Source organism: Aliterella atlantica CENA595 (assembly GCF_000952155.1).
Classification (GTDB): domain Bacteria; phylum Cyanobacteriota; class Cyanobacteriia; order Cyanobacteriales; family Chroococcidiopsidaceae; genus Aliterella; species Aliterella atlantica.
Map to the genome: position 1 here is coordinate 77852 of NZ_JYON01000013.1, position 19067 is coordinate 96918.

At 42.8% G+C, this 19067-nt stretch carries 19 protein-coding genes and 1 riboswitch; of the genes, 5 read left to right on the forward strand and 14 right to left on the reverse strand.

Features of this window, described 5'->3' with window-relative positions:
* Positions 1-142 precede the first annotated feature (142 nt).
* The 5 genes from UH38_RS13510 to speB form a co-directional block, all read right to left on the reverse strand.
* Positions 143-1171 (reverse strand): ABC transporter substrate-binding protein, encoded by a 1029-nt coding sequence (locus UH38_RS13510; RefSeq protein ID WP_045055186.1) that lies wholly within the window; start codon positions 1169-1171, stop codon positions 143-145.
* Positions 1172-1197: 26 nt separating this feature from the next.
* Entirely contained in the window at positions 1198-2772 is a 1575-nt protein-coding gene (locus tag UH38_RS13515; RefSeq protein ID WP_045055187.1) for a phosphate ABC transporter substrate-binding/OmpA family protein, read from the reverse strand.
* Positions 2773-2880: 108 nt separating this feature from the next.
* A complete protein-coding gene (hypB, locus tag UH38_RS13520) occupies positions 2881-3600 on the reverse strand; it encodes a hydrogenase nickel incorporation protein HypB (protein ID WP_045055188.1) in 720 nt (239 codons plus the stop codon).
* On the reverse strand, positions 3584-3958 hold the full coding sequence (gene hypA, locus UH38_RS13525; RefSeq protein WP_045055189.1) for a hydrogenase maturation nickel metallochaperone HypA: 375 nt from the start codon (positions 3956-3958) through the stop codon (positions 3584-3586). The genes hypB and hypA overlap by 17 nt, the downstream gene beginning before the upstream one ends.
* Before the next feature lie 64 nt (positions 3959-4022).
* A complete protein-coding gene (speB, locus tag UH38_RS13530; RefSeq protein WP_045055190.1) occupies positions 4023-5228 on the reverse strand; it encodes an agmatinase in 1206 nt (401 codons plus the stop codon).
* A gap of 267 nt (positions 5229-5495) precedes the next feature.
* Positions 5496-5630: riboswitch (guanidine-I (ykkC/yxkD leader) on the reverse strand.
* 139 nt (positions 5631-5769) lie between these two features.
* On the opposite strand from speB, the gene UH38_RS13535 reads away from it, so the two are divergent.
* From UH38_RS13535 to UH38_RS13545, 3 genes are all read left to right on the forward strand, one after another.
* Positions 5770-6168: an Npun_F0494 family protein gene (locus tag UH38_RS13535; RefSeq protein ID WP_045055191.1), complete on the forward strand. Its 399-nt coding sequence runs from the start codon at positions 5770-5772 to the stop codon at positions 6166-6168.
* Positions 6169-6273: 105 nt separating this feature from the next.
* Positions 6274-7755 (forward strand): cobyric acid synthase CobQ, encoded by a 1482-nt coding sequence (gene cobQ / locus UH38_RS13540; RefSeq protein ID WP_045055192.1) that lies wholly within the window; start codon positions 6274-6276, stop codon positions 7753-7755.
* 6 nt (positions 7756-7761) lie between these two features.
* Positions 7762-8001 carry a 2Fe-2S iron-sulfur cluster-binding protein gene (locus UH38_RS13545; protein ID WP_045055252.1) on the forward strand — a complete coding sequence of 80 codons (240 nt, stop codon included), beginning with the start codon at positions 7762-7764 and terminating at the stop codon, positions 7999-8001.
* Positions 8002-8050: 49 nt separating this feature from the next.
* Here UH38_RS13545 and UH38_RS13550 read toward each other — a convergent pair whose 3' ends face one another.
* From UH38_RS13550 to UH38_RS13580, 7 genes are all read right to left on the reverse strand, one after another.
* A complete protein-coding gene (locus UH38_RS13550) occupies positions 8051-8689 on the reverse strand; it encodes a peroxiredoxin (protein ID WP_045055193.1) in 639 nt (212 codons plus the stop codon).
* A 176-nt stretch (positions 8690-8865) separates the two neighbouring features.
* Positions 8866-9054: a hypothetical protein gene (locus UH38_RS13555; RefSeq protein ID WP_045055194.1), complete on the reverse strand. Its 189-nt coding sequence runs from the start codon at positions 9052-9054 to the stop codon at positions 8866-8868.
* A gap of 3 nt (positions 9055-9057) precedes the next feature.
* Positions 9058-9531 carry a type II toxin-antitoxin system VapC family toxin gene (locus UH38_RS13560; protein ID WP_045055195.1) on the reverse strand — a complete coding sequence of 158 codons (474 nt, stop codon included), beginning with the start codon at positions 9529-9531 and terminating at the stop codon, positions 9058-9060.
* Positions 9532-9540: 9 nt separating this feature from the next.
* Positions 9541-10998: a phosphoglucosamine mutase gene (glmM, locus tag UH38_RS13565; RefSeq protein WP_045055196.1), complete on the reverse strand. Its 1458-nt coding sequence runs from the start codon at positions 10996-10998 to the stop codon at positions 9541-9543.
* A 202-nt stretch (positions 10999-11200) separates the two neighbouring features.
* Positions 11201-11500, reverse strand: coding sequence for a DUF7734 family protein (locus UH38_RS13570; RefSeq protein WP_045055197.1), 300 nt, complete (start codon positions 11498-11500; stop codon positions 11201-11203).
* A 14-nt stretch (positions 11501-11514) separates the two neighbouring features.
* Positions 11515-12111: a DUF3177 family protein gene (locus UH38_RS13575; protein WP_045055198.1), complete on the reverse strand. Its 597-nt coding sequence runs from the start codon at positions 12109-12111 to the stop codon at positions 11515-11517.
* Positions 12112-12312: 201 nt separating this feature from the next.
* Positions 12313-12534 carry a Calvin cycle protein CP12 gene (locus UH38_RS13580; RefSeq protein ID WP_045055253.1) on the reverse strand — a complete coding sequence of 74 codons (222 nt, stop codon included), beginning with the start codon at positions 12532-12534 and terminating at the stop codon, positions 12313-12315.
* 310 nt (positions 12535-12844) lie between these two features.
* On the opposite strand from UH38_RS13580, the gene UH38_RS13585 reads away from it, so the two are divergent.
* Together UH38_RS13585 and trmB are read left to right on the forward strand one after the other, a co-directional pair.
* The gene (locus UH38_RS13585) at positions 12845-14071 is read left to right on the forward strand and encodes an FIST signal transduction protein (RefSeq protein ID WP_200892435.1); all 1227 of its coding nucleotides are present in this window, start codon (positions 12845-12847) and stop codon (positions 14069-14071) included.
* Between the two features lie 104 nt (positions 14072-14175).
* Positions 14176-14811: a tRNA (guanosine(46)-N7)-methyltransferase TrmB gene (gene trmB, locus UH38_RS13590; protein ID WP_045055200.1), complete on the forward strand. Its 636-nt coding sequence runs from the start codon at positions 14176-14178 to the stop codon at positions 14809-14811.
* Here trmB and UH38_RS13595 read toward each other — a convergent pair.
* Entirely contained in the window at positions 14808-16310 is a 1503-nt protein-coding gene (locus tag UH38_RS13595) for a dolichyl-phosphate-mannose--protein mannosyltransferase (RefSeq protein ID WP_200892436.1), read from the reverse strand. The two genes, trmB and UH38_RS13595, sit on opposite strands and share 4 nt — an antisense overlap.
* Positions 16311-16351: 41 nt before the next feature.
* Positions 16352-18796, reverse strand: coding sequence for a phosphoenolpyruvate synthase (gene ppsA / locus UH38_RS13600; protein WP_045055202.1), 2445 nt, complete (start codon positions 18794-18796; stop codon positions 16352-16354).
* Positions 18797-19067: the final 271 nt, after the last annotated feature.

The following is a 19067-nucleotide window of genomic DNA, read 5'->3' on the forward strand; positions in this document are numbered from 1 at the left end:
GCGGATTCTGGAGGTCTCCTCCAGAATTATATAGCGCGTTGACAGGTAAAACCTGCTTTGCATACATCATTCATCAAGATTTTACCGATTTGGTTAAATTTCTTTATGAAAAATTTATTGCTGAAGCAAGACAAGATATACTTCAACCTTTTTTAGCAGCAGCATAAGCCTTGACAAAGCGATCGTCAAAAATTTTGCTCAAATCTGGAGCTTGTTTGGCTAATTTAGCATCAACTAAAAATTTACTAATCTCTTGTGCAGCAAAAGATAAAGAACTCATATCTTTACCAGGACTAAAAGCTTTTAAATTCTCCTCAATCGTAAAGATTTTAGTTCCAGTATTGTATTGTTTGTAATCTGCAACTGATACTCCGGCTCTTTGTGCCATTGTTTGATATGCTTGTTCGGGATTAGCAGCAATAAAATCTAACGTTGCAAACCAAGTATTTACTAGCGCTTGGACATCTTGCGATCGCTCGTTTATCATTTTGCGACTAACTACCAAATGGTCGGGAATTGAGCCAGGAAAATCTTTAGAACTAAATAACTCCTTGCTACCAGCACGTTTCAATGCTTGAGTAGTAAATGGGGCGAAAACTCCTACTGCATCTATTTGTCCGCTAGCAAAAGCAGCAGCAGCAGCACCAGTCTCCAAAGGTTGAAAGTCAATATCAGCTTGCGTCAGTCCGGCTGTTTTTAAGCCCTGAAGTAAGAGAAAATGGTCTACCGTACCCTCTTCAGCAGCCACTTTTTTGCCCTTTAAATCGGCAATAGTATTAATACCTTCGCGCACAATGATTTTATCATTGCCTGTAGAGTTATCATTCACTAAAACTATGACTTGATCTGCACCTGCGGCAACAGAACTAATCGTATCGTTCAAAGTTTGGCAGTTAGCATCTAATTGTCCTGCTGTCAAGGCATTTATTGAGTCTAGATAGCCATCAAACCATTTGAGTTCGACTTGGGTATTATTTTTAGCAAATAACTTTTCTTCCTGAGAAACTTGCCAAGGAATCCAACCAGGCCAAGCACTAAAACCCATTTGAATCGGTGCAGTTGTAGGACTAGCACTATTAGTAGTTGTTTGCTCTTGAGCAGCGCAACTAACAGTAACAAACAAGCTAAATAAAAATACAGCACCCAAAGATACTAAACTGCGAAACTTCATCAAATCTCCTAAATATTTTATTGGATTTAATTTACCCGAACTAAGCGGATTTCTGTACGCTGGTTGCGGGAATCGTAAGGGGAAATATTTGTCAAGGGTTGGCTAGAACCTTTGCCTTCAGCAACGACATTATGCCGTAGCCCGCGCGATCGCATATAATCGGCAACTACCTGCGCTCGTCTTTGACTGAGAATTTGGTTAAATTCAGCCACACCACCAGCAGATGTATGACCTATAACTCTCACAGCGACAGTTTGGGGATTAAATTCGGCGACTTCTTTAACTAATCGATCTAAAGTTTGCTGCCCTGTCGCCGTAAGTTCGGCAGAGTCTCTAGTAAATTTGACTTCACCAGGCGATCGCAAGTTACCAATATTCGGCGCTGCTGTCACTTGGCTAGGATTAGAAATTCGCCTGGTTGCGGCTGGTTTTTGTCCTGCTAGCCTATCTGCTAGTTCTGGATTATCAGCGCGGACTAAACTAATTAGAGTTTGCGTGTTACTTGCAGCTTTATTAATTGGTTGGGCGCTAAATAACTCCTTGGGCGATTGGGGAACTCGATCCATTCTGCCTGCTAGCGTTAGTACCGCAGCAGTGGAAGTGAGGCGTTTTTCTAAAGTACCATTTGTCAGCCAAGCTTTAGATTCAACAGCGGTAAAAAACTCAATCCCTTGCAAAACTGTCGCAGCATCGCTAGGTGATAGTCCGCCATCTTCGGCAATTTGATTTTGCAACCCAGAAGCATCGCGGATATTAGCATCAATGCGACGGTAATAAACTGAGAGTAAATCTGCAACTTTATCCGGTTGAGATTGCAACAAGCGGTTAGAGGCAACGATCGCATCGACAATTACCCCAGGAGTATCTCGACTTGATAAAACCACCGTATATCCCTGCTTGCGAGCGCGGGTAACGTAAGGCTCCCACACGATCGCCACTGCGACATTTTCTTTGGGATCTTGCAACATATCCCAAGCTTGCGAAGCATCTGCTACTCGTTTGATTTGAAAATCTGAGAGCTTAAATGACTCAAACTTAGTGCTTAACACTAGCGCCAAATACTCGCTAGGAGTGTCGCTAGCAAAAACTATACTCAATTGCTGACCTTGCGATCGCGCTCTTTGTACCAACAAGTTCAAATCCAACAGCGACTTAAGATTGGGATACTTTTTTGTATTCAAAACAACCGCATCTGCGCCTACAGTGCGATCTATCAGTCCAACAATTTTTCCTGGTGGCTTTTGTTTGAGAAATTGATCCAAAGTTGTTACCAAAAAGTCAGCTTGTCCTTGACGCAACATTTCCGCGCGTTTAGCTTGATTAAATTCGTCTGCATAGCGCAAACTTACGCCAGATTCTTTTAGTTCTCGCCCAAAAGCTGGATTGCGAAACGTGCTGTAGCCACTAAAGGTATCCCCTAACAGCGTTAGTTGACCAGTTAATAATTTAGTTGTGGGTGGATATTGCTTGTTAGAAATAGATGCTGGTGCAACGCGATTTAGCAACCAAAAAACACCTATAGAAAGCAGACCGCCTACGCTCAAACCAATCGTAAACACAAGAGCCAAATATAGGATTAGAGAGTTATCAGGTTTGCTCACGATTTCTCACTAACTCAATTTGTTCTCACTTATATTACGTTATTGTTTATACGATGTTAATTCAGATAAAATTTCCTCCTAGTAGCAATAAGGATTGTTTTTGTTTAATTACTGAGGGTAAACGGGCGATCGCTCTGATTTAGGCAATGTTGAATTTTGTTGGTTGGCGATTATTTGCACCCACTTAAACCAAGCTGATAATCCCTCGCCTGTCTTAGCAGAAACAGCAATTATGGTGACATTTGGGTTCATTTGCCGGACATTTGCCTCAATTTGGCTAATATCAATTTCTAAATAAGGAGCCAAATCAATTTTAGTAATCAACAAACAATCTGCTTGTTGAAACATAATTGGATATTTGAGCGGTTTGTCTTCTCCCTCCGTCACACTTAAAAGTGCAACTTTGGCGTGTTCTCCTACTTCAAATTCAGCAGGACAAACTAAGTTACCGACATTTTCCACTAATATCAAATCGAAGTCTTTTGGGTTGTAGCCATGTTCTAGTTGATGGATACCGCCAGCGACCATTTTTGAATCTAAATGGCACGATCGCCCAGTATTAATCGCAATTACAGGGACATCATATTTACGCAAGCGATCGGCATCTAACTGAGTAGTCATATCGCCTTCGATCACAGCAATTTTCATTTCCTGGTTCAAAGCAACTAAAGTCTGCTCCAAAAGTACAGTTTTACCCGCGCCAGGACTGCTCATAATATTGAGGCAAGTTACCCCCCATTCGTCAAAATGAGCGCGATTGCTGTTTGCTCCTTGCTGATTGGCATCAAGAATATTAACGCCTAATCCTGCTTCAAATGTTTGATGCATAAGTTTCTGCTTGTAGCGAGTATTCAATCCGATCTATCTTGAGTTCTCTGCCCGATCGAATATCGTCCATTGGCGATTTACAATCAGGGCAAGCGTATTGAATGCCAATTTCTGGTAAATACTCATGTTGGCAACGGTGACAAAAAGCAATTAGCGGTGTTTCTTGGATATTTAATTTGACTCCAGCCAAAAAAGTATTGCGAGTTTGCACCTCAAAAGCAAATTGCAAGCTGACAGGCTCAACGCAAGTAAATTTACCAACAATTAAATGGATAGCAGCAATCTGCGGCTGTTCGTTTTCTTCCCACCAATCTTTAATCGTCATAATTAAAGCCTTGGTCATATCAGTTTCATGCATGGCTCACCAAATAATTCGTAATTCGTAATTCGTAATTCGTAGTTGAGGATGCAAGTCCATAACTTTAACCTGTGGATTCATTAACTAATTCTGGTTGAGCGTAAGGGTGGATATATGCAGGTTTTTCTTTTCTTGGCAATTGCCCTGAAACTACCAAATGCCCCATCGTATCGCAAATAACTCTAGCTGCCATCAACGCAGTCATATCGCTAATATCGTAAGGCGGCGACACTTCGACAACTTCCAAGCCGCAAATCGGAGCGCGTTGGACGATTTTACCCAGCATATATAGCGCTTCGCGGGGCAATAAGCCACCTGGCTCGGGCCAACCAGTACCAGGGACAAACCCTGCGTCAATGCAGTCAATATCAAAGCTGATATAGACGCAATCTGTACCGTCTAAGGCTCTTTCTAAGGCAAAGTCTACAGCGTAGTCTAAGCCTTTTTCAGTGATGTCTGTAACTGTCAAAATATTGCTAGCTTTTTCGCGGTAAAACTTCACGCCTTCGCGGGGAACTTGCCAGCCGCCAATCCCTAGTTGGACTAAGTTTTTTGGCGGTGCATTCTTGATATTTGTAGCGTGGAACCAAGGACAAGTGTGCATCCTTTCGTCCAAGTCTTTTTCTTGGGTGTCTACGTGGCGATCGAAGTGAATAATGCCTACTTTTTTATCACCCAAATGACGGCAGATCCCCCGCACTGTAGGATAGCCGATGGAATGATCGCCGCCTAAAATAATTGGGAATGCTCCAGAACTAAAGATGTGAGCAATACCTTTGGAAATTTGGTCAAAAGACTTTTCGTTATTAGCGGGAATTGTAAAGATATCGCCGACATCGCATAGAGTAATTTGTTCTCTTAGATCCACGCCTAACTCAAAACTGTAGGGCGTATAAAGAGCGGAAATTCTCCGAATCCCTTGAGGACCAAAACGAGTTCCAGGGCGATAAGTCGTGCCAGAATCGTGAGGTACGCCGACAACTGCAACATCGTACTCGCCTACTTTGCGGACATCTTCAACATAGGGGGCTTTGAGGAAAGTATTAATACCTGCAAAGTGAGGTAATTCGCCGCGAGAAAACGTCGGGATCGAGCGATCGCCGATACTTTCTGCTGCTTCTAAGCCAAATTCTAAGCCTTTGGACACTTCTTGCTGCCAGCCTGTGAGCGGCAACTGTCTTTCGCGTTCTAAGGCTCTTTCTGCTTCGCTAGGGGGCTGTGACGAGTGAGATTCTAAACTTTCTTCTAAGGGGCGATCGCGTTCTGTCATTTTCCCAATTCTCCAAAGTACAAAGGTGATCCCATTAAATCAGTGACCAGTTTGTCAGTTACCAGTGAGCAGGTTTACTGGTGGGGACGAGTAACGCCAACTTTAAACCTACAACGCAGTCTTAAGTTGCGGAAAGTTTGCGGTGGGCACAGTCCTCCACAAACCTCTTCAAGAGTGGGAATTAGACCCAATGGATGAATATTTAACTGGTTACTGGTCACTGTCAAAAAACCCAGGCAGGCAATAATAGTTTGACAACTATTATCTTTCTCCCGGGCTTTTTTCCCGCCGTGTAACCACCATCACAAAGAAATTCTGTTAGCTGGCTGCTTCTCTCGGACCTGGCATTTAAGTTTCTCACCTTGGCTAAAAACTTAAATCGGAACCCTAGAAGCTGATTATTTTTTTTGCTCTACCTAAGACTTTAAAAGTAATAACCTAGCTGCTTTGCAAAAGTCAATAAACTCATGGATTTTGTTTACAATGTAAATTGATAGTCCTATCAAAATTTTCAGAATAAACAGTATTTATAGATACAACAATGACTGTTATTAATGCCAAAAATACTAAATCGTTAGTCTATGCAGATAAAACGATCGCTAGAGCCGAACGAGCGCTAATATGTTCGCCTTTTCAAGTAAATTTGTTTGAGGCAATGCGCCGGGAGAGCGTACCGACAAATGCGATCGCCCAAGCAGCAGGTATAGAAAATAACTATACTCACAGCAATTTAGCAGAATTAGCAGCAGAAAATTACTTACTATGGTTAATTCAAGTTGGCGTACTACGACGCGAAGTAGATGGACAAGGAATTACCGATAGTTTTCGCCTGACACCGCTAGGCAGCCAGCTAATCGAGCAAAAAGGTAAGTGGCGAAATCCTACATGGCGCGATCGCTTGTTAAATGCTGCAATTCGCTATTTGAGATTGCCATTTTAAAATAAATTCTCATTCATAGTTAAAAATAAGCAGTAAAAGGGAAGAATGAAGAATATAGTTTACGCTTGTTCCTATTTTCTGCCCGCCTAATATAAATAACTGCTTATGAAATCCTTAATGGTAGTGGGAACCACATCCCACGCTGGAAAATCACTGTTGACTACAGCTATATGTCGGATCGTGTCCCGTCGCGGTTGGCGAGTAGCTCCATTTAAAGGGCAAAACATGGCTTTGAATGCCTATGTCACTTCTACAGGTGGAGAAATTGGCTACGCGCAAGCGGTGCAAGCTTGGGCAGCAGGTGTCGCGCCGATGACGGAAATGAACCCAATTTTGCTCAAACCTCAAGGAGATATGACATCTCAAGTTATCCTCAAGGGGAAATCTGAAGGCAAAGTAGGAGCAGCAGAGTATTACCAGCAGTATTTCGAGCGCGGTTGGCGGGCGATTGAAGAATCGTTGCAGCTGTTAGGAGCAGAATTTGATTTAGTTGTCTGTGAGGGTGCGGGTAGCCCAGCAGAAATCAATCTCAAGCACCGAGATTTAACAAATATGCGCGTGGCGAAGTATCTCAACGCGCCGACGCTACTTGTTGTAGATATCGATCGCGGCGGTGCTTTTGCCCATGTTGTCGGTACTTTAGCTTTATTAGAGCCAGAGGAACGCGCTTTAATTAAGGGTATAGTCATCAATAAGTTTCGGGGGATGCGAAGTATTTTGCAACCAGGAATTGAATGGTTGGAGAAATATACAGGTATCCCAGTTGTCGGCGTAATTCCTTGGATCGAACAAGTATTTCCTGCCGAGGATTCTTTAGATTTATTTGAGCGTCGCTCGGCTAAGTCCCAAGCTGACTTAAATATTGCGATCGTTCGTTTACCTCGGATTTCTAACTATACCGATTTCGATCCTTTAGAATCGGAGCCGACAGTGTCTTTAAGATACGTCCACCCCAGACAAGAATTAGGACATCCCGATGCAGTAATTATTCCTGGAACTAAAACGACTATTGCTGACCTAATATTGTTGCAAAAAAGCGGCATGGCAGAAGCGATCAAAAATTATGCTGCTGCTGGGGGTACAGTATTAGGCATTTGTGGCGGCTACCAAATGTTAGGGCAGTTTCTTACCGATCCAGATCGCCTGGAAAGCGAGTTTAATCGCTGCGAAGGGTTGGGGTTGCTGCCCATTAAAACGATGATTACAGATTACAAAATTGCCAAACAAAGGCAAGTAACTTCTAATTTTCCCCAAATAGGTTTGCCTGTAGGCGGATATGAAATTCATCAAGGGCGATCGCGTTTAATTGAAGCACCTAATGTCTCGACAGAAGGTTATAAGCCTTTATTTGACGATCCAAGCTTAGGTTTAGTAGATAGCTGTCAGCTTGTTTGGGGTAGTTATTTACACGGGCTATTTGATAATGGCGCGTGGCGACGGGCTTGGTTAAACCGTTTGCGCCAGCAAAGAGGCTTGAAGTCTTTGCCTACAGGTATTCCCAACTACCGAGAGCAACGAGAAACTATGCTCGACTACCTCGCTACGAGTGTCGAAGCTCATCTAAACTTGAAAGATATTTTAATTTAAGTGCAAATGAGTGTTGCCGTACATTTTTTACCAGACGACATTACTGTAGAAGCAGAGCCAGGAGAACTACTATTAGATGTAGCAAGTCGCTGTGGCATTATAATTCCTACAGGCTGCTTGATGGGGACTTGCCATGCTTGCGAGGTAGATATAGATGATGGCAATCCAGTACGCGCGTGCATTACTGGTGTTCCTGACGGGCGATCGCATTTAACAATTAACTTATACAGCGATCCAACTTGGTAAAACCCGCTAACTTGGTAGGGTGCGTTGCAAGTCAACGCACCCTACTACTTTATTTATTTGGCTGTGGAGTCATCCGCAGATAAGGCTTAACTTCTTGGTAGCCTTTGGGAAACTTCTCTTTTAGCACTTCTGGATCTTTCAAAGAAGGAACGATTACGCAGTCGCCGCCATCTTCCCAGTTAGCAGGAGTTGCTACGCTGTAGCCATCTGTTAGCTGCAATGAATCAATTACACGCAAAATCTCATCAAAATTGCGTCCGGTACTAGCAGGATAAGTAAATGTTAGGCGCAACTTCTTCTGCGGATCGATAATGAACACCGATCGCACTGTCAGAGTATTGTTAGCATTTGGGTGGATCATGTCGTACAAGTCGGAGACTTTGCGATCTGGATCTGCCAATATTGGATAATTGAGTTTGGCGCCTTGAGTTTCTTCAATATCTCCCACCCAGCCATTGTGAGATTCAACATTATCAACGCTTAACGCCAGCGCTTTAACATTACGCTTGTCAAATTCTGGTTTGAGATGGGCGACTTGTCCTAGTTCAGTAGTACAAACTGGGGTAAAGTCAGCGGGGTGAGAAAATAGTACAACCCAGCTATCACCTGCCCATTCGTAGAAGTCAATTTCGCCGTGTGTAGAAGCTTGTTTGAAGTTAGGGACTGTATCGCCTAATCTTAATGCCATGAATCTTTACCTCTGATCGATAATCCCATTTTTGATTACTTAGCGATCATTACACAAAACTCCGGTTTTCCGACCGGACTGTAGCGGATTTCAACAAAATTTTAGGTAAAGGTTGTAGAGGGAATCCTTTTGAGTAAATTTACTCACACAAGAGGTCTCGTTGTCTAGCTATCCTACTAGCTACTTTCCGTCTGCTGCTTTTGAGTTATTAGATCGCTATTTACTGACAAATTGACAACTTCTCTGCCACTTTCTGCTTGCCTCTTTTGCCAATCTGCAAACATTGCATCTAAGTCATAATTGAACGATTCTGCGTGTTTTTCACGAATTTTGTGAATTTCATCCAGAATTTCATTTTGCAACATCGTTTAACCTCCTAATAGTTCGTAGGGAGTACAAATTACGGGTAACTGGTAGCCAAAATCAAGGCTAATCTCTGCAAATTTTCTTTGGATTTGAGCATTGGCAATATGTTTACAGTTCCACGTTAGCAAGTAATCTAATCTGTGAACGGTTGCTGCCGCAATATAAACCGCATCATCGGCAGCTTTTGGAGGAAGATTGCTACGACTGAGAAACTGCGCTGATAGACTTTGTACAGATTGATTAAGTTCTACTAATGGCAACCCATTGAGGATTTCCAGACGCTTAGTAGCAATCTCAGCATCTCCCCTCGCTACTTCATCTAGAACCACTTGTGAAACGTAAAGTTTGAATGCACTTCGACGAGAGTTCCACCAGTCTTTTGTAATTTCTATATTTGCAGCTAGAATCAAGTGTTTGGTCGATCTAGCTGTGAGATAGCCTAATATACTGGTTTCAATATAGACAGTCTCGCTCATGGCTAAATATTAACAGCCTAAATGCCTCTGCACTACCGATACTAGCTTTTCTGTCCAATGTTGAGTAAGAGCAGCATCAGCAGCTTCTACCATAACTCGAATTACTGGTTCGGTTCCTGACGCGCGCACTAAGATTCTACCCCGATCGCCCATATCTGTTTCTGCTTGCGCGATCGCACTTTGCACCGGAACGCAGTTTTGCCATCCCAAACGGCGATCTCGATCTTCGACGCGCACGTTTTTGAGTATCTGTGGGTAGGTAGTAAAGCTTTGGGCTGCTAGCTCAGATAAGCTTACGCCTGTTTGCTTAACTAATGCTGCTACGTGTAAGGCTGTCAGCAATCCATCGCCAGTGACGCTGTAATGGTGACAAAGGATATGTCCCGATTGTTCGCCGCCTAGCATTGCACCCATGTTTTGCATTTGGGCTTGCACGTATTGATCGCCTACGGCTGTACGAATTAATTTGCCGCCTTGTTTTTCCCAAGCGCGTTCAAAACCAAGATTCGCCATGACTGTTGAGACAATCGTATTTCCTGGTAACTTTCCGGCTGCTTGCAGGCTTTGTCCCCATAAGTAGAGGATGTAATCGCCATTAATAGCATTACCCATGTTATCTACAGCTAGCACGCGATCGGCATCGCCATCAAAAGCAAAACCTATATCTGCATTATTTTCAATCACAGCAGCTTGCAACACAGCCAAATGAGTAGAACCGCAATTAACATTAATGCGATCGCCGTCTGCTTTATTATGCAGGCAAATTACTTCTGCGCCCATTTCCCGAAACGCTGCTGGGGCAATTCCTACCGCTGCACCCCAAGCCAAATCTAAAACAATCCGCATTCCTTGCAGATTGAGCTTTGCTTGCAAGGGATTTTTAATGCCTGCTAAATAATCTCTGACTAATTCCGAGCGCGTGTAGTGCTGGGCTTTGGCTAATTTATTTGCTGGTAATACTCCCTTTCCCCGCAATCCGGCTTCAATTTCTTCTTGCAACCTTTGAGATAACTTTGCCCCATTAGCGCCAAAAAACTTGATCCCGTTGTCTTCCGGTGGATTGTGACTAGCAGAGATCATTACCCCGCCGATAGCATCGCTAATACTTGTTAAATAAGCGACGCAAGGAGTAGGACACAAGCCTAAATTCCATACTTCTATACCAGCAGATGTCAAACCAGAGCAAACAGCCATTGCTAGCATATCGCTAGAATTGCGCGAATCTTGTCCGACAATTACCACACCAGGGTTTCCAGAGTGTTTTTGCAATACTAATCCAGCCCAGAAGCCTACTTGCAATGCTAAAGGAGCGCCTAGTATGTCTCCTACTCGTCCCCTAATCCCGTCAGTACCAAATAAAGCAGTTTTGGGCAAATTCAAGCTGTAAGTGCTGCTAGTAAAAAAATCAAAATCCCAAGACAATGCTTGGGAATCGGCAGTTTGGGTTTTGATAGGGGACGTGACCATAATTTAACTCCACACACAACACGCGCACACGGGAAGAGGATAACACTTTCTGCTAATTTTGCAAAAGTTATATCGACCATGACTTAGGTATATATACTTCTAGCATTGACAGTAAGCCTTGCACATTAACCTTCTGTAGGAATTTTCCTCTTTCCTCTAAATCTTTCCCTGACTTTGACAAAAACTAACTCTCTCCACAAATCTATAGTCCTACTTCAGCAAGTAATGGCTGCATAGTCTCCCAAGTTAGCCCTTGCTGGATATAACGAGGTGATTCTGGATTATAAGGACTAGCTACTCTGTCGATGTTGAGAATTTTTGCTCTTTCTGAAATTACTGGAATATCAGGATCGAATGCTGTTGGACGCATCAAAGAACTAGAAAAACCCTTAAAAATGGCAATGGTGTCTTGCTCTTGAGCAATTTCTACATCCACAATTAAGACTTCATGAGGCTTTTTGATAGTGTATTGTTCTAGACGTTTACCAACAGCAAGATCCATATATCACCTTAGTATTACTGGGGAATTGCCGATCGCCCTTGCTTGCCGAGCTTGATAAAGACAAAATAAATCAAGCAACCGACATAAAAGATTAGACCTGCATAACCTAGAAAGCCTAAGAAGCCAACCTGGGTATTGGGATGGAAATATTCTTTAAATAGTAAAGGCGGTTCCAAAAAGGTGCGACAAAAAGAGCCAGCGAGCGCTTCTTGAGAAAAAGCGCACTGTAAAAACGGTAAAGTTGCGATCGCTCCTATTACCGTATAGATAGAAATTGCCCACCGCCAAGCATTGAAACATAGCTTCAAAGGACCTGATGGGCGATCGGCGATTTCTTCATTTAGGTCTACCCAAAACCACAATGAGATCGGGATCAAAATCCGCGCCATAATCCCAGAAATAAAGCCAGCTGGTATAGCCGCCATCAATAAATATACTGAGATTGCTAGTAAACTAGATACTCGCCAGTAGATAGTTAACAAGCGGGCGATCGCATCTGCTTTTTGAGCAAACGCCCAAATCAGCAATATGAGCGGGATAATAACTGTAAATAGTACCGCTAGACGGTAATCTGTCCAAATTAGGGAGCGCAGCCAAACAGGATCTTGCATAAAAATAGTTTTGAGCTTTGAATTTTGAGTTTTGAGTTGAAGAAAGTAGTTTTAAGTTTTTTTGGGTTTTTCGTTTTAAATATTAACTTTTTCCCGTTCCCCTTTTCCTCAAGGGTTATGGCATAAAAAAAGCAACGAGGTACGTTGTTAGCGTCCTAGTTGCTTGGAAATAGACGGGCTGCTAGCAACCCGCTATAGCTACTAATCTTCGTACAGTCGGCATTCAGCAGCTTCAGGATTGTCGTCGCAATACTGTTCTAAGGAGTTCTTGGGTTTAACTTGACGCTTGTGTGATGCTTCTGCTTGTAATTCTTCTACTGCATCCCAAGCTGCGGCGCACTCGCTTGAGTTTTCGCCCTTGGTATCGCAAACGGTGCGGGCTTGGTCTCTTTCGTCTTCGATTTGTTGGTTGATGTTGGTCATAGATTTGTTTGTAATGGTATTTCTTCCTAGTATAAGAAAACTTTGAGTTTGAAAGGTTCCAGGAGCCATACTACTGCAAAAATATTGCTCTGTGCTTACTACCAAAGTCAGACAATTGCTGCGAAAGTGCGATTTTCCACTTGCCGATGTCAATTAATGTTGCAGTATTACTCCTTCTTAGTAGTACAAGTAAATATACTTTAGTATCAAAATCGCTCTTTATGTTTTAACATTTCTCCTCTAGCGATCGCATCAGCAATGTACAACCAAAAAGTCATCATATTTTTAGATATGTTGGTGATATTAGCAAATGGTGGAACCTATGGCACAAATGCAGTGGGCTAATGCCCTATCTAATCGTTCTTCTTTAGAAGCTGCTGTTGCAGATGTATCAGAACGTGCAGCTTCTTTGTTACCAGCGCCAGCCGATTTAGGGCTGGTATTTATTTCGGCTGCTTTTGCTAGCGAGTATCCCCGTCTCCTACCTTTGCTGCGAGAACAACTACCAGATGTCAAAGCGATCGTTGGTTGTGGCGGTGGGGGAATTGTTGGGATGTCCAAATGGGGACAAATGCAAGAACTTGAGGATGCACCAGCTTTGAGTTTGAGTTTAGCCTGCTTGCCAGATGTTCAGGTGCAAGCGTTTCATATTGTATCTGAGGAGTTACCCGATCTCGATAGTCCTCCTAATAGATGGGTAGAGGCGATTGGTGTCGAACCATCTCCCACACCGCAATTTATTTTATTATCCGACCCGTTTTCAGCGAAGATTAACGATTTGTTGCAAGGCTTAGATTTTGCTTATCCAGGTTCAGTTAGTGTGGGCGGATTAGCTAGCGGTAGCTCAACCCCTGGGCGTACTGGATTATTTTGTAATAATCGCCTTTATCGTGAGGGTACTGTAGGTGTCGCATTAAGCGGCAATATCGTCTTAGAAACTATTGTGGCGCAAGGATGCCGACCAATTGGCAAGCCTTATCAAGTTACTGCTTGCGATCGCAATATCATCCTAGAAATTGACGAACAACCGCCTTTGGTATTGCTGCGACAACTAATTGAAAGTTTAAGCGAAGAAGATCGCCTACTCGCGCAGACAGCTTTATTTATTGGCGTAGTCCGCGATGAATTTAAGCTGGAATTAGAGCAAGGAGACTTTTTAATTCGCAATTTGCTAGGTGTAGATCCTAATATAGGCGCAATTGCGATCGGCGATCGCATTCGTCCAGGACAACGCATTCAATTTCATCTGCGCGATGCTCAAACTTCGGCTGAAGATTTGGAATGGTTGTTACAAAAGTATCAAAAACACAATCAATCTCAACCCGCACCCGTAGGTGCGTTGATGTTCTCCTGTTTGGGTAGAGGTGAGGGCTTATATGGCAAACCAAATTTTGATTCTCAGTTATTTAAGCGTTATTTGGACAATATTCCGCTAGGTGGGTTCTTTTGCAGCGGTGAAATTGGTCCTGTGGGCGGTAGCACATTTTTACACGGCTATACGTCTGTTTTTGGCATTTGTCGTCAGGTAGGTACGTAGGGGGCGGCATTTTTGGGAAGAAGGATTCATCCCAAAAGATACCTTCGCAATACATTGCGCCCTTACCCTCACAGCAGCATTGTTTTATTTTTGGAGGATAAATTTTGTCGCCCGTTCGAGTTCGCCAGCACGTAAATCCACTAGCAATTAAGTACATAAAACCGATCGCACCGTTGGATTGGGAAAAAATTTACGCCCAACCGCATCAACCTCTGCATCTAGATATTGGCTGCGCTAGAGGGCAATTTTTGATGAGTATGGCAAGTTTAACGCCAGAATGGAACTTTCTCGGCTTAGAAATCCGCGAACCTTTGGTAGAAGAAGCGATCGCTATTACCAATAAATTAAATCTAACTAATTTGCATTTCCTATTTTGCAATGTCAATAATTCCCTTGCGCCGCTACTAAAATCCTTACTTCCAGGCACTTTACAACGAGTAACCATTCAATTTCCCGATCCTTGGTTCAAAAATCGTCACGCCAAAAGGCGCTTGGTACAGCCGCAATTAGTCGCAGAACTTGCCACTTATCTTAGTCCTGGTAGTATGGTGTTTTTGCAGTCAGATATTGAGCCATTGCTAGTAGAAATGAGCGATCGCTTTGTCCAGCATCCAGATTTTATCTGCCAAAGTCAAGATCCCTTGCTTACGCCCAACCCTTTACCAGTACAGACAGAAAGAGAACAAACAACTTTAGCGCGTGGGGAAGCTGTTTATCGGGCTGTATTTACTCGCCGTTAAATCCAGTTAGGCAAAAATTGCTTTACCCAAGCAGGTAATTGGGCGTAATTGAAGTAAGGTAAACGCAGCCTGTAAGCTTCTAACGATAACGGTAATCCTAGATAAATTGGCATCCAGAAAACGAAAGCTGCAAGAATAACGAAGATAATTGTTACGCCTAGCGCCCGTAGCTGTGGACGATAACTTTCCAGCCAACGATCTACAAAAAAAGCGATCGCCAGTCCCGAAAATACTGAAGCGCCCATATAGTGATAAATAAAGACGCAGCGAGTAACAGGAACCCAAGGAAGCAAGTTAGCTAGCCAATTGAGAGTTAAATACAGGACAATCCAATTGTCGGTTATGTGGCGATCGCTTGTTTGGCTAAATATATTTGTTTTTGGTGTCCAACTATGACGCAATAGCAGCCACAGCATATAAAAAATTGCTGCTGTAGATAGCCACCACAAGGCTGGATTACCCATAGCATGAACGTCATAAATGATTTTTGCCGCACCTGCAGGTAAGGCTGGAGTTGTAAAGGACAATGGTTCTGTTGTGGAACTTGCAGTTTTATAAAAGTAAGCTACGGGGCGCAGCATGAATAACCAGGTGTACCAATCCGAACAATATGGATGTACGTTTGCCCCATCGCCAATTCTTTCGTGGTAGGACAAAATTTGGTATTGCATCTCCCAGAAGTTCGGCTTAGGGTTTTGCTGCAAGTGGGGAATCCAAGCAAGGCTGTAAACTGCAACGGGAATAATGGCTAAATAAACTAATATATGTCCGATTTTAAGCTGAGTTAGGTTTTGCAGGGGTGAAGCGTTGGGGCGAGTTGCGTATGTATTTCTGAGTGGTTTTACCCAGCTTATAACCCATGCTGCTAGCCAAATTAAATAAGCCCCCAGTAGGAACCATAAGCCGTTCCACTTAATTGCTGCTGAAGCACCGAACCACACGCCAGCAAGCGCTAGAAATAGGCTGCGTTTCCTGTTATGCGATTTGAGTCCTAATAACAAAAACAACTGCCCTAGCAGCCCAAAAATCACTAGGTAGATGTTGTTTAAAGCGTAGCGGGACTCTACTAAGAACAAGCCATCTGTAGCAGCAAATAAAGCCGCGATTAAAGCGTAGTTGCGACGATTGCTAATTTGATAAGCGATCGCTGCTATAACTAGGGGGATAAACGAACCTGTAAAAGCATTGATCCAGCGGTAACTCCAAGTAGAACGCACTGAACCTGTAAGATTATTGATTGTATCTTGCCCGAAGGGAAGATGGCTGCCGAGCCAAATGCCAACAGCGATAATATATTGGCTTAAAGGTGGGTGAGCGTTAAAAAATTGCGTATTGGTGAGATAGTTGTTGGCGAATTTAGCGTAATATACCTCATCAAACACGAAGGTATTAAATCGCCCTAACCCCCAAAATCTAAGGAAAAGCGACAGTAAAAATATGATTGCTAACCCAATCCGAAACCAGTTATCTGATTCAGGGCGGTTGTGAGAGTAAGTCATAAGCAGAAAAACAAGGGCAAGCTAAATTATCAGGCATAAGTCTATACTTCATATCTTGCTTCTTGTTCGGCTACCATTAGTAAAGTTTTGAGGACAGAATCAGGATTAAGACTCATTGAGTCAATTCCTTGTTCGACTAAGAATTTAGCAAACTCTGGGTAATCGCTGGGTGCTTGACCGCAAATGCCAATTTTGCGATGATTTTTCTTAGCAGTTGCGATCGCCATTTGTACCATCCTCTTTACACCTTGGTTGCGTTCGTCGAATAAATGAGCGACTAAGTTAGAATCTCTGTCTAATCCTAGTGTTAGTTGGGTTAAATCGTTGGAACCGATAGAAAAACCATCAAATACTTGACTAAACTCTTCCGCCATAATTACATTACTGGGCAATTCGCACATTACGTAAACTTGCAAGCCGTTTTTGCCTTGTTCTAAGCCGTGTTTTGCCATTTCGGCGATTACTCTTTTTCCTTCTTCTGGGGTGCGACAAAAAGGAATCATCGGAATGACGTTGGTTAAGCCCATATCGTCTCTTACCCGTTTTAAGGCTAAACACTCTAATGCATAAGCATCGCGGTAACGTTCGTCATAGTAGCGACTTGCACCGCGCCAGCCAAGCATGGGATTTTCTTCTTTGGGTTCAAATTGTCTACCGCCGAGTAGGTTGGCATATTCGTTGGTTTTAAAGTCGCTCATTCGCACTACTACCGGATTGGGGTAAAATGCAGCAGCGATTGTGGCGACTCCCCGCGCTAGCTTGTCGATAAAGTATTGGGGTTTATCGGTGTAAAGTGCTGTTAGCTGGGCGATTTTTTCTTTAACTACTTCGTCGTCTAACTTATCGTAATGAATCAAAGCTAGGGGATGCACTTGAATGTAGTTAGCGATAATAAATTCTAAACGGGCTAACCCAACTCCATCGCTGGGAATTGCTGATAAACTAAATGCTTCGGCGGGATTGCCTACATTCATTAATATTTTGGTGCGAGTACGAGGTAAATTTTCGAGGGGTACTTCTCTTACTTCATAAGGTAGTAACCCTGCATAAACTCTTCCTTCTTCACCTTCAGCGCAGGAAATAGTTATTTCTTGACCTGTTTTGATTACATTTGTAGCATTTCCAGAACCAACGATCGCCGGAATCCCCAACTCTCTAGCAATAATTGCGGCGTGACACGTCCTCCCCCCAGAATTTGTAACGATCGCACTGGCTTTTTTCATTATCGGTTCCCAGTCTGGATCGGTTTTATTGGTAATTAATACTTCTTTTGGGCGAAATTGGTCGATTTTATGCGGATCTAATATTATTCTTGCCGTACCTTGTCCGATCGCTTCCCCTACGCTCCGACCTGTAATTAATGGTGTTTGGTTAACTTTGGTGGTAAAATGATAACTGCGTAATATATTTTGGGATTTCTGTGACTGGACGGTTTCAGGTCTTGCTTGCACGATAAATAGTTCGCCTGTTATCCCATCTTTTGCCCATTCCATATCCATCGGCGTGTATTGTTGCCGAACTTGGGTATAGTGGTCTTCTATGGCACAAGCCCATGTAGCTAGTTGTAAAATTTCCTCATCCTGCAAGGCAAATTTGGCGCGATCGCTCTCGTCTACTGGTACGTTTTTGGTAAACTTAGAACCGTCATCGTAGACCATTTTCAGTTCTTTGCTACCTACTCGCTTTTTGAGAATCGGGCGAAATCCTTGTTGCAAAGTAGGCTTAAATACGTAGTATTCATCGGGGTTGACTGTACCTTGGACGACGTTTTCGCCGAGTCCGTAAGCAGCAGAAATCAAAGCAGCATTTTTAAAGCCTGTCTCGGTGTCAATCGAAAACATTACCCCAGAACAAGCTAAATCGGAGCGTACCATCTTTTGTACGCCGACAGAGAGGGCAACATCTAAATGATCGAATCCTCGGTGGTGACGGTAGGAAATTGCCCTATCAGTAAATAACGAACTAAAGCAGCGATGACAAGCTGCTAATACTCCTGGGATAGTATGGACGTTAAGATAAGTTTCTTGTTGTCCGGCGAAACTTGCATCGGGTAAATCTTCGGCTGTAGCGCTAGAACGTACTGCAACATCAGTATCGTTGCCGTATTTTTGGCATAATTGAGTGTAAGCTTGGGCGATCGCATTTCTTAGTTCCCCAGGAAATGGTGTATGCATAATTAAAGCTCTAGCTTGTTTGCCTTTTTGTTGCAGATTATGCACGTCATCGACATCTAATTCAGTAAATAGCGATCGCAATTTTTCTGCAATTCCCGCTTTTTCAATAAAAAAGCGAAAGGCATGAGCAGTCGTAGCAAATCCGTGTGGAACTTTTATACCGCTAGGAGTTAACTGCTGAATCATCTCTCCTAACGAAGCATTTTTGCCACCTACTAAGGCAATATCTTTGATTCCTACTTCATCAAACCAGAGAATTAGCGATCGCTCTTGAGAAGATTGAGAATATTTCTCTGATACTGCTGTAGTCATATCTGTCGCCTCTGCTTGCTACATTTAGTCTAGCAATGACCAGTTTATTTGTTTAAAAATGAAACTATTTGATGATTATTTGCTTATTTCTAAAAATATGTAACTTTTATACAAAAACTGATAAAAATGTATTGTTTTCAAAAATTGTAAAATATTAGGTAAATTTACTTATATTGTTTGCTAAATAAACAGTATTACTAGCTACAGACAGGCGATCGCTAAAGCAGTTATATCTATATTCACTTGAGTAGAAAAAGCAAAAATTACCCCC

Coding starts and splice junctions, on each gene's coding strand:
- UH38_RS13545 (WP_045055252.1), top strand. CDS start 7,762: ATGAGTGTTGCCGTACATTTTTTACCAGACGACATTACTGTAGAAGCA.
- hypA (WP_045055189.1), bottom strand. CDS start 3,958: ATGCATGAAACTGATATGACCAAGGCTTTAATTATGACGATTAAAGAT.
- UH38_RS13555 (WP_045055194.1), bottom strand. CDS start 9,054: ATGTTGCAAAATGAAATTCTGGATGAAATTCACAAAATTCGTGAAAAA.
- UH38_RS13580 (WP_045055253.1), bottom strand. CDS start 12,534: ATGACCAACATCAACCAACAAATCGAAGACGAAAGAGACCAAGCCCGC.
- UH38_RS13535 (WP_045055191.1), top strand. CDS start 5,770: ATGACTGTTATTAATGCCAAAAATACTAAATCGTTAGTCTATGCAGAT.
- UH38_RS13595 (WP_200892436.1), bottom strand. CDS start 16,310: ATGACTTACTCTCACAACCGCCCTGAATCAGATAACTGGTTTCGGATT.
- UH38_RS13570 (WP_045055197.1), bottom strand. CDS start 11,500: ATGGATCTTGCTGTTGGTAAACGTCTAGAACAATACACTATCAAAAAG.
- hypB (WP_045055188.1), bottom strand. CDS start 3,600: ATGCATCAAACATTTGAAGCAGGATTAGGCGTTAATATTCTTGATGCC.
- UH38_RS13575 (WP_045055198.1), bottom strand. CDS start 12,111: ATGCAAGATCCTGTTTGGCTGCGCTCCCTAATTTGGACAGATTACCGT.
- ppsA (WP_045055202.1), bottom strand. CDS start 18,796: ATGACTACAGCAGTATCAGAGAAATATTCTCAATCTTCTCAAGAGCGA.
- UH38_RS13585 (WP_200892435.1), top strand. CDS start 12,845: ATGGTGGAACCTATGGCACAAATGCAGTGGGCTAATGCCCTATCTAAT.
- speB (WP_045055190.1), bottom strand. CDS start 5,228: ATGACAGAACGCGATCGCCCCTTAGAAGAAAGTTTAGAATCTCACTCG.
- UH38_RS13550 (WP_045055193.1), bottom strand. CDS start 8,689: ATGGCATTAAGATTAGGCGATACAGTCCCTAACTTCAAACAAGCTTCT.
- glmM (WP_045055196.1), bottom strand. CDS start 10,998: ATGGTCACGTCCCCTATCAAAACCCAAACTGCCGATTCCCAAGCATTG.
- UH38_RS13510 (WP_045055186.1), bottom strand. CDS start 1,171: ATGAAGTTTCGCAGTTTAGTATCTTTGGGTGCTGTATTTTTATTTAGC.
- UH38_RS13560 (WP_045055195.1), bottom strand. CDS start 9,531: ATGAGCGAGACTGTCTATATTGAAACCAGTATATTAGGCTATCTCACA.
- cobQ (WP_045055192.1), top strand. CDS start 6,274: ATGAAATCCTTAATGGTAGTGGGAACCACATCCCACGCTGGAAAATCA.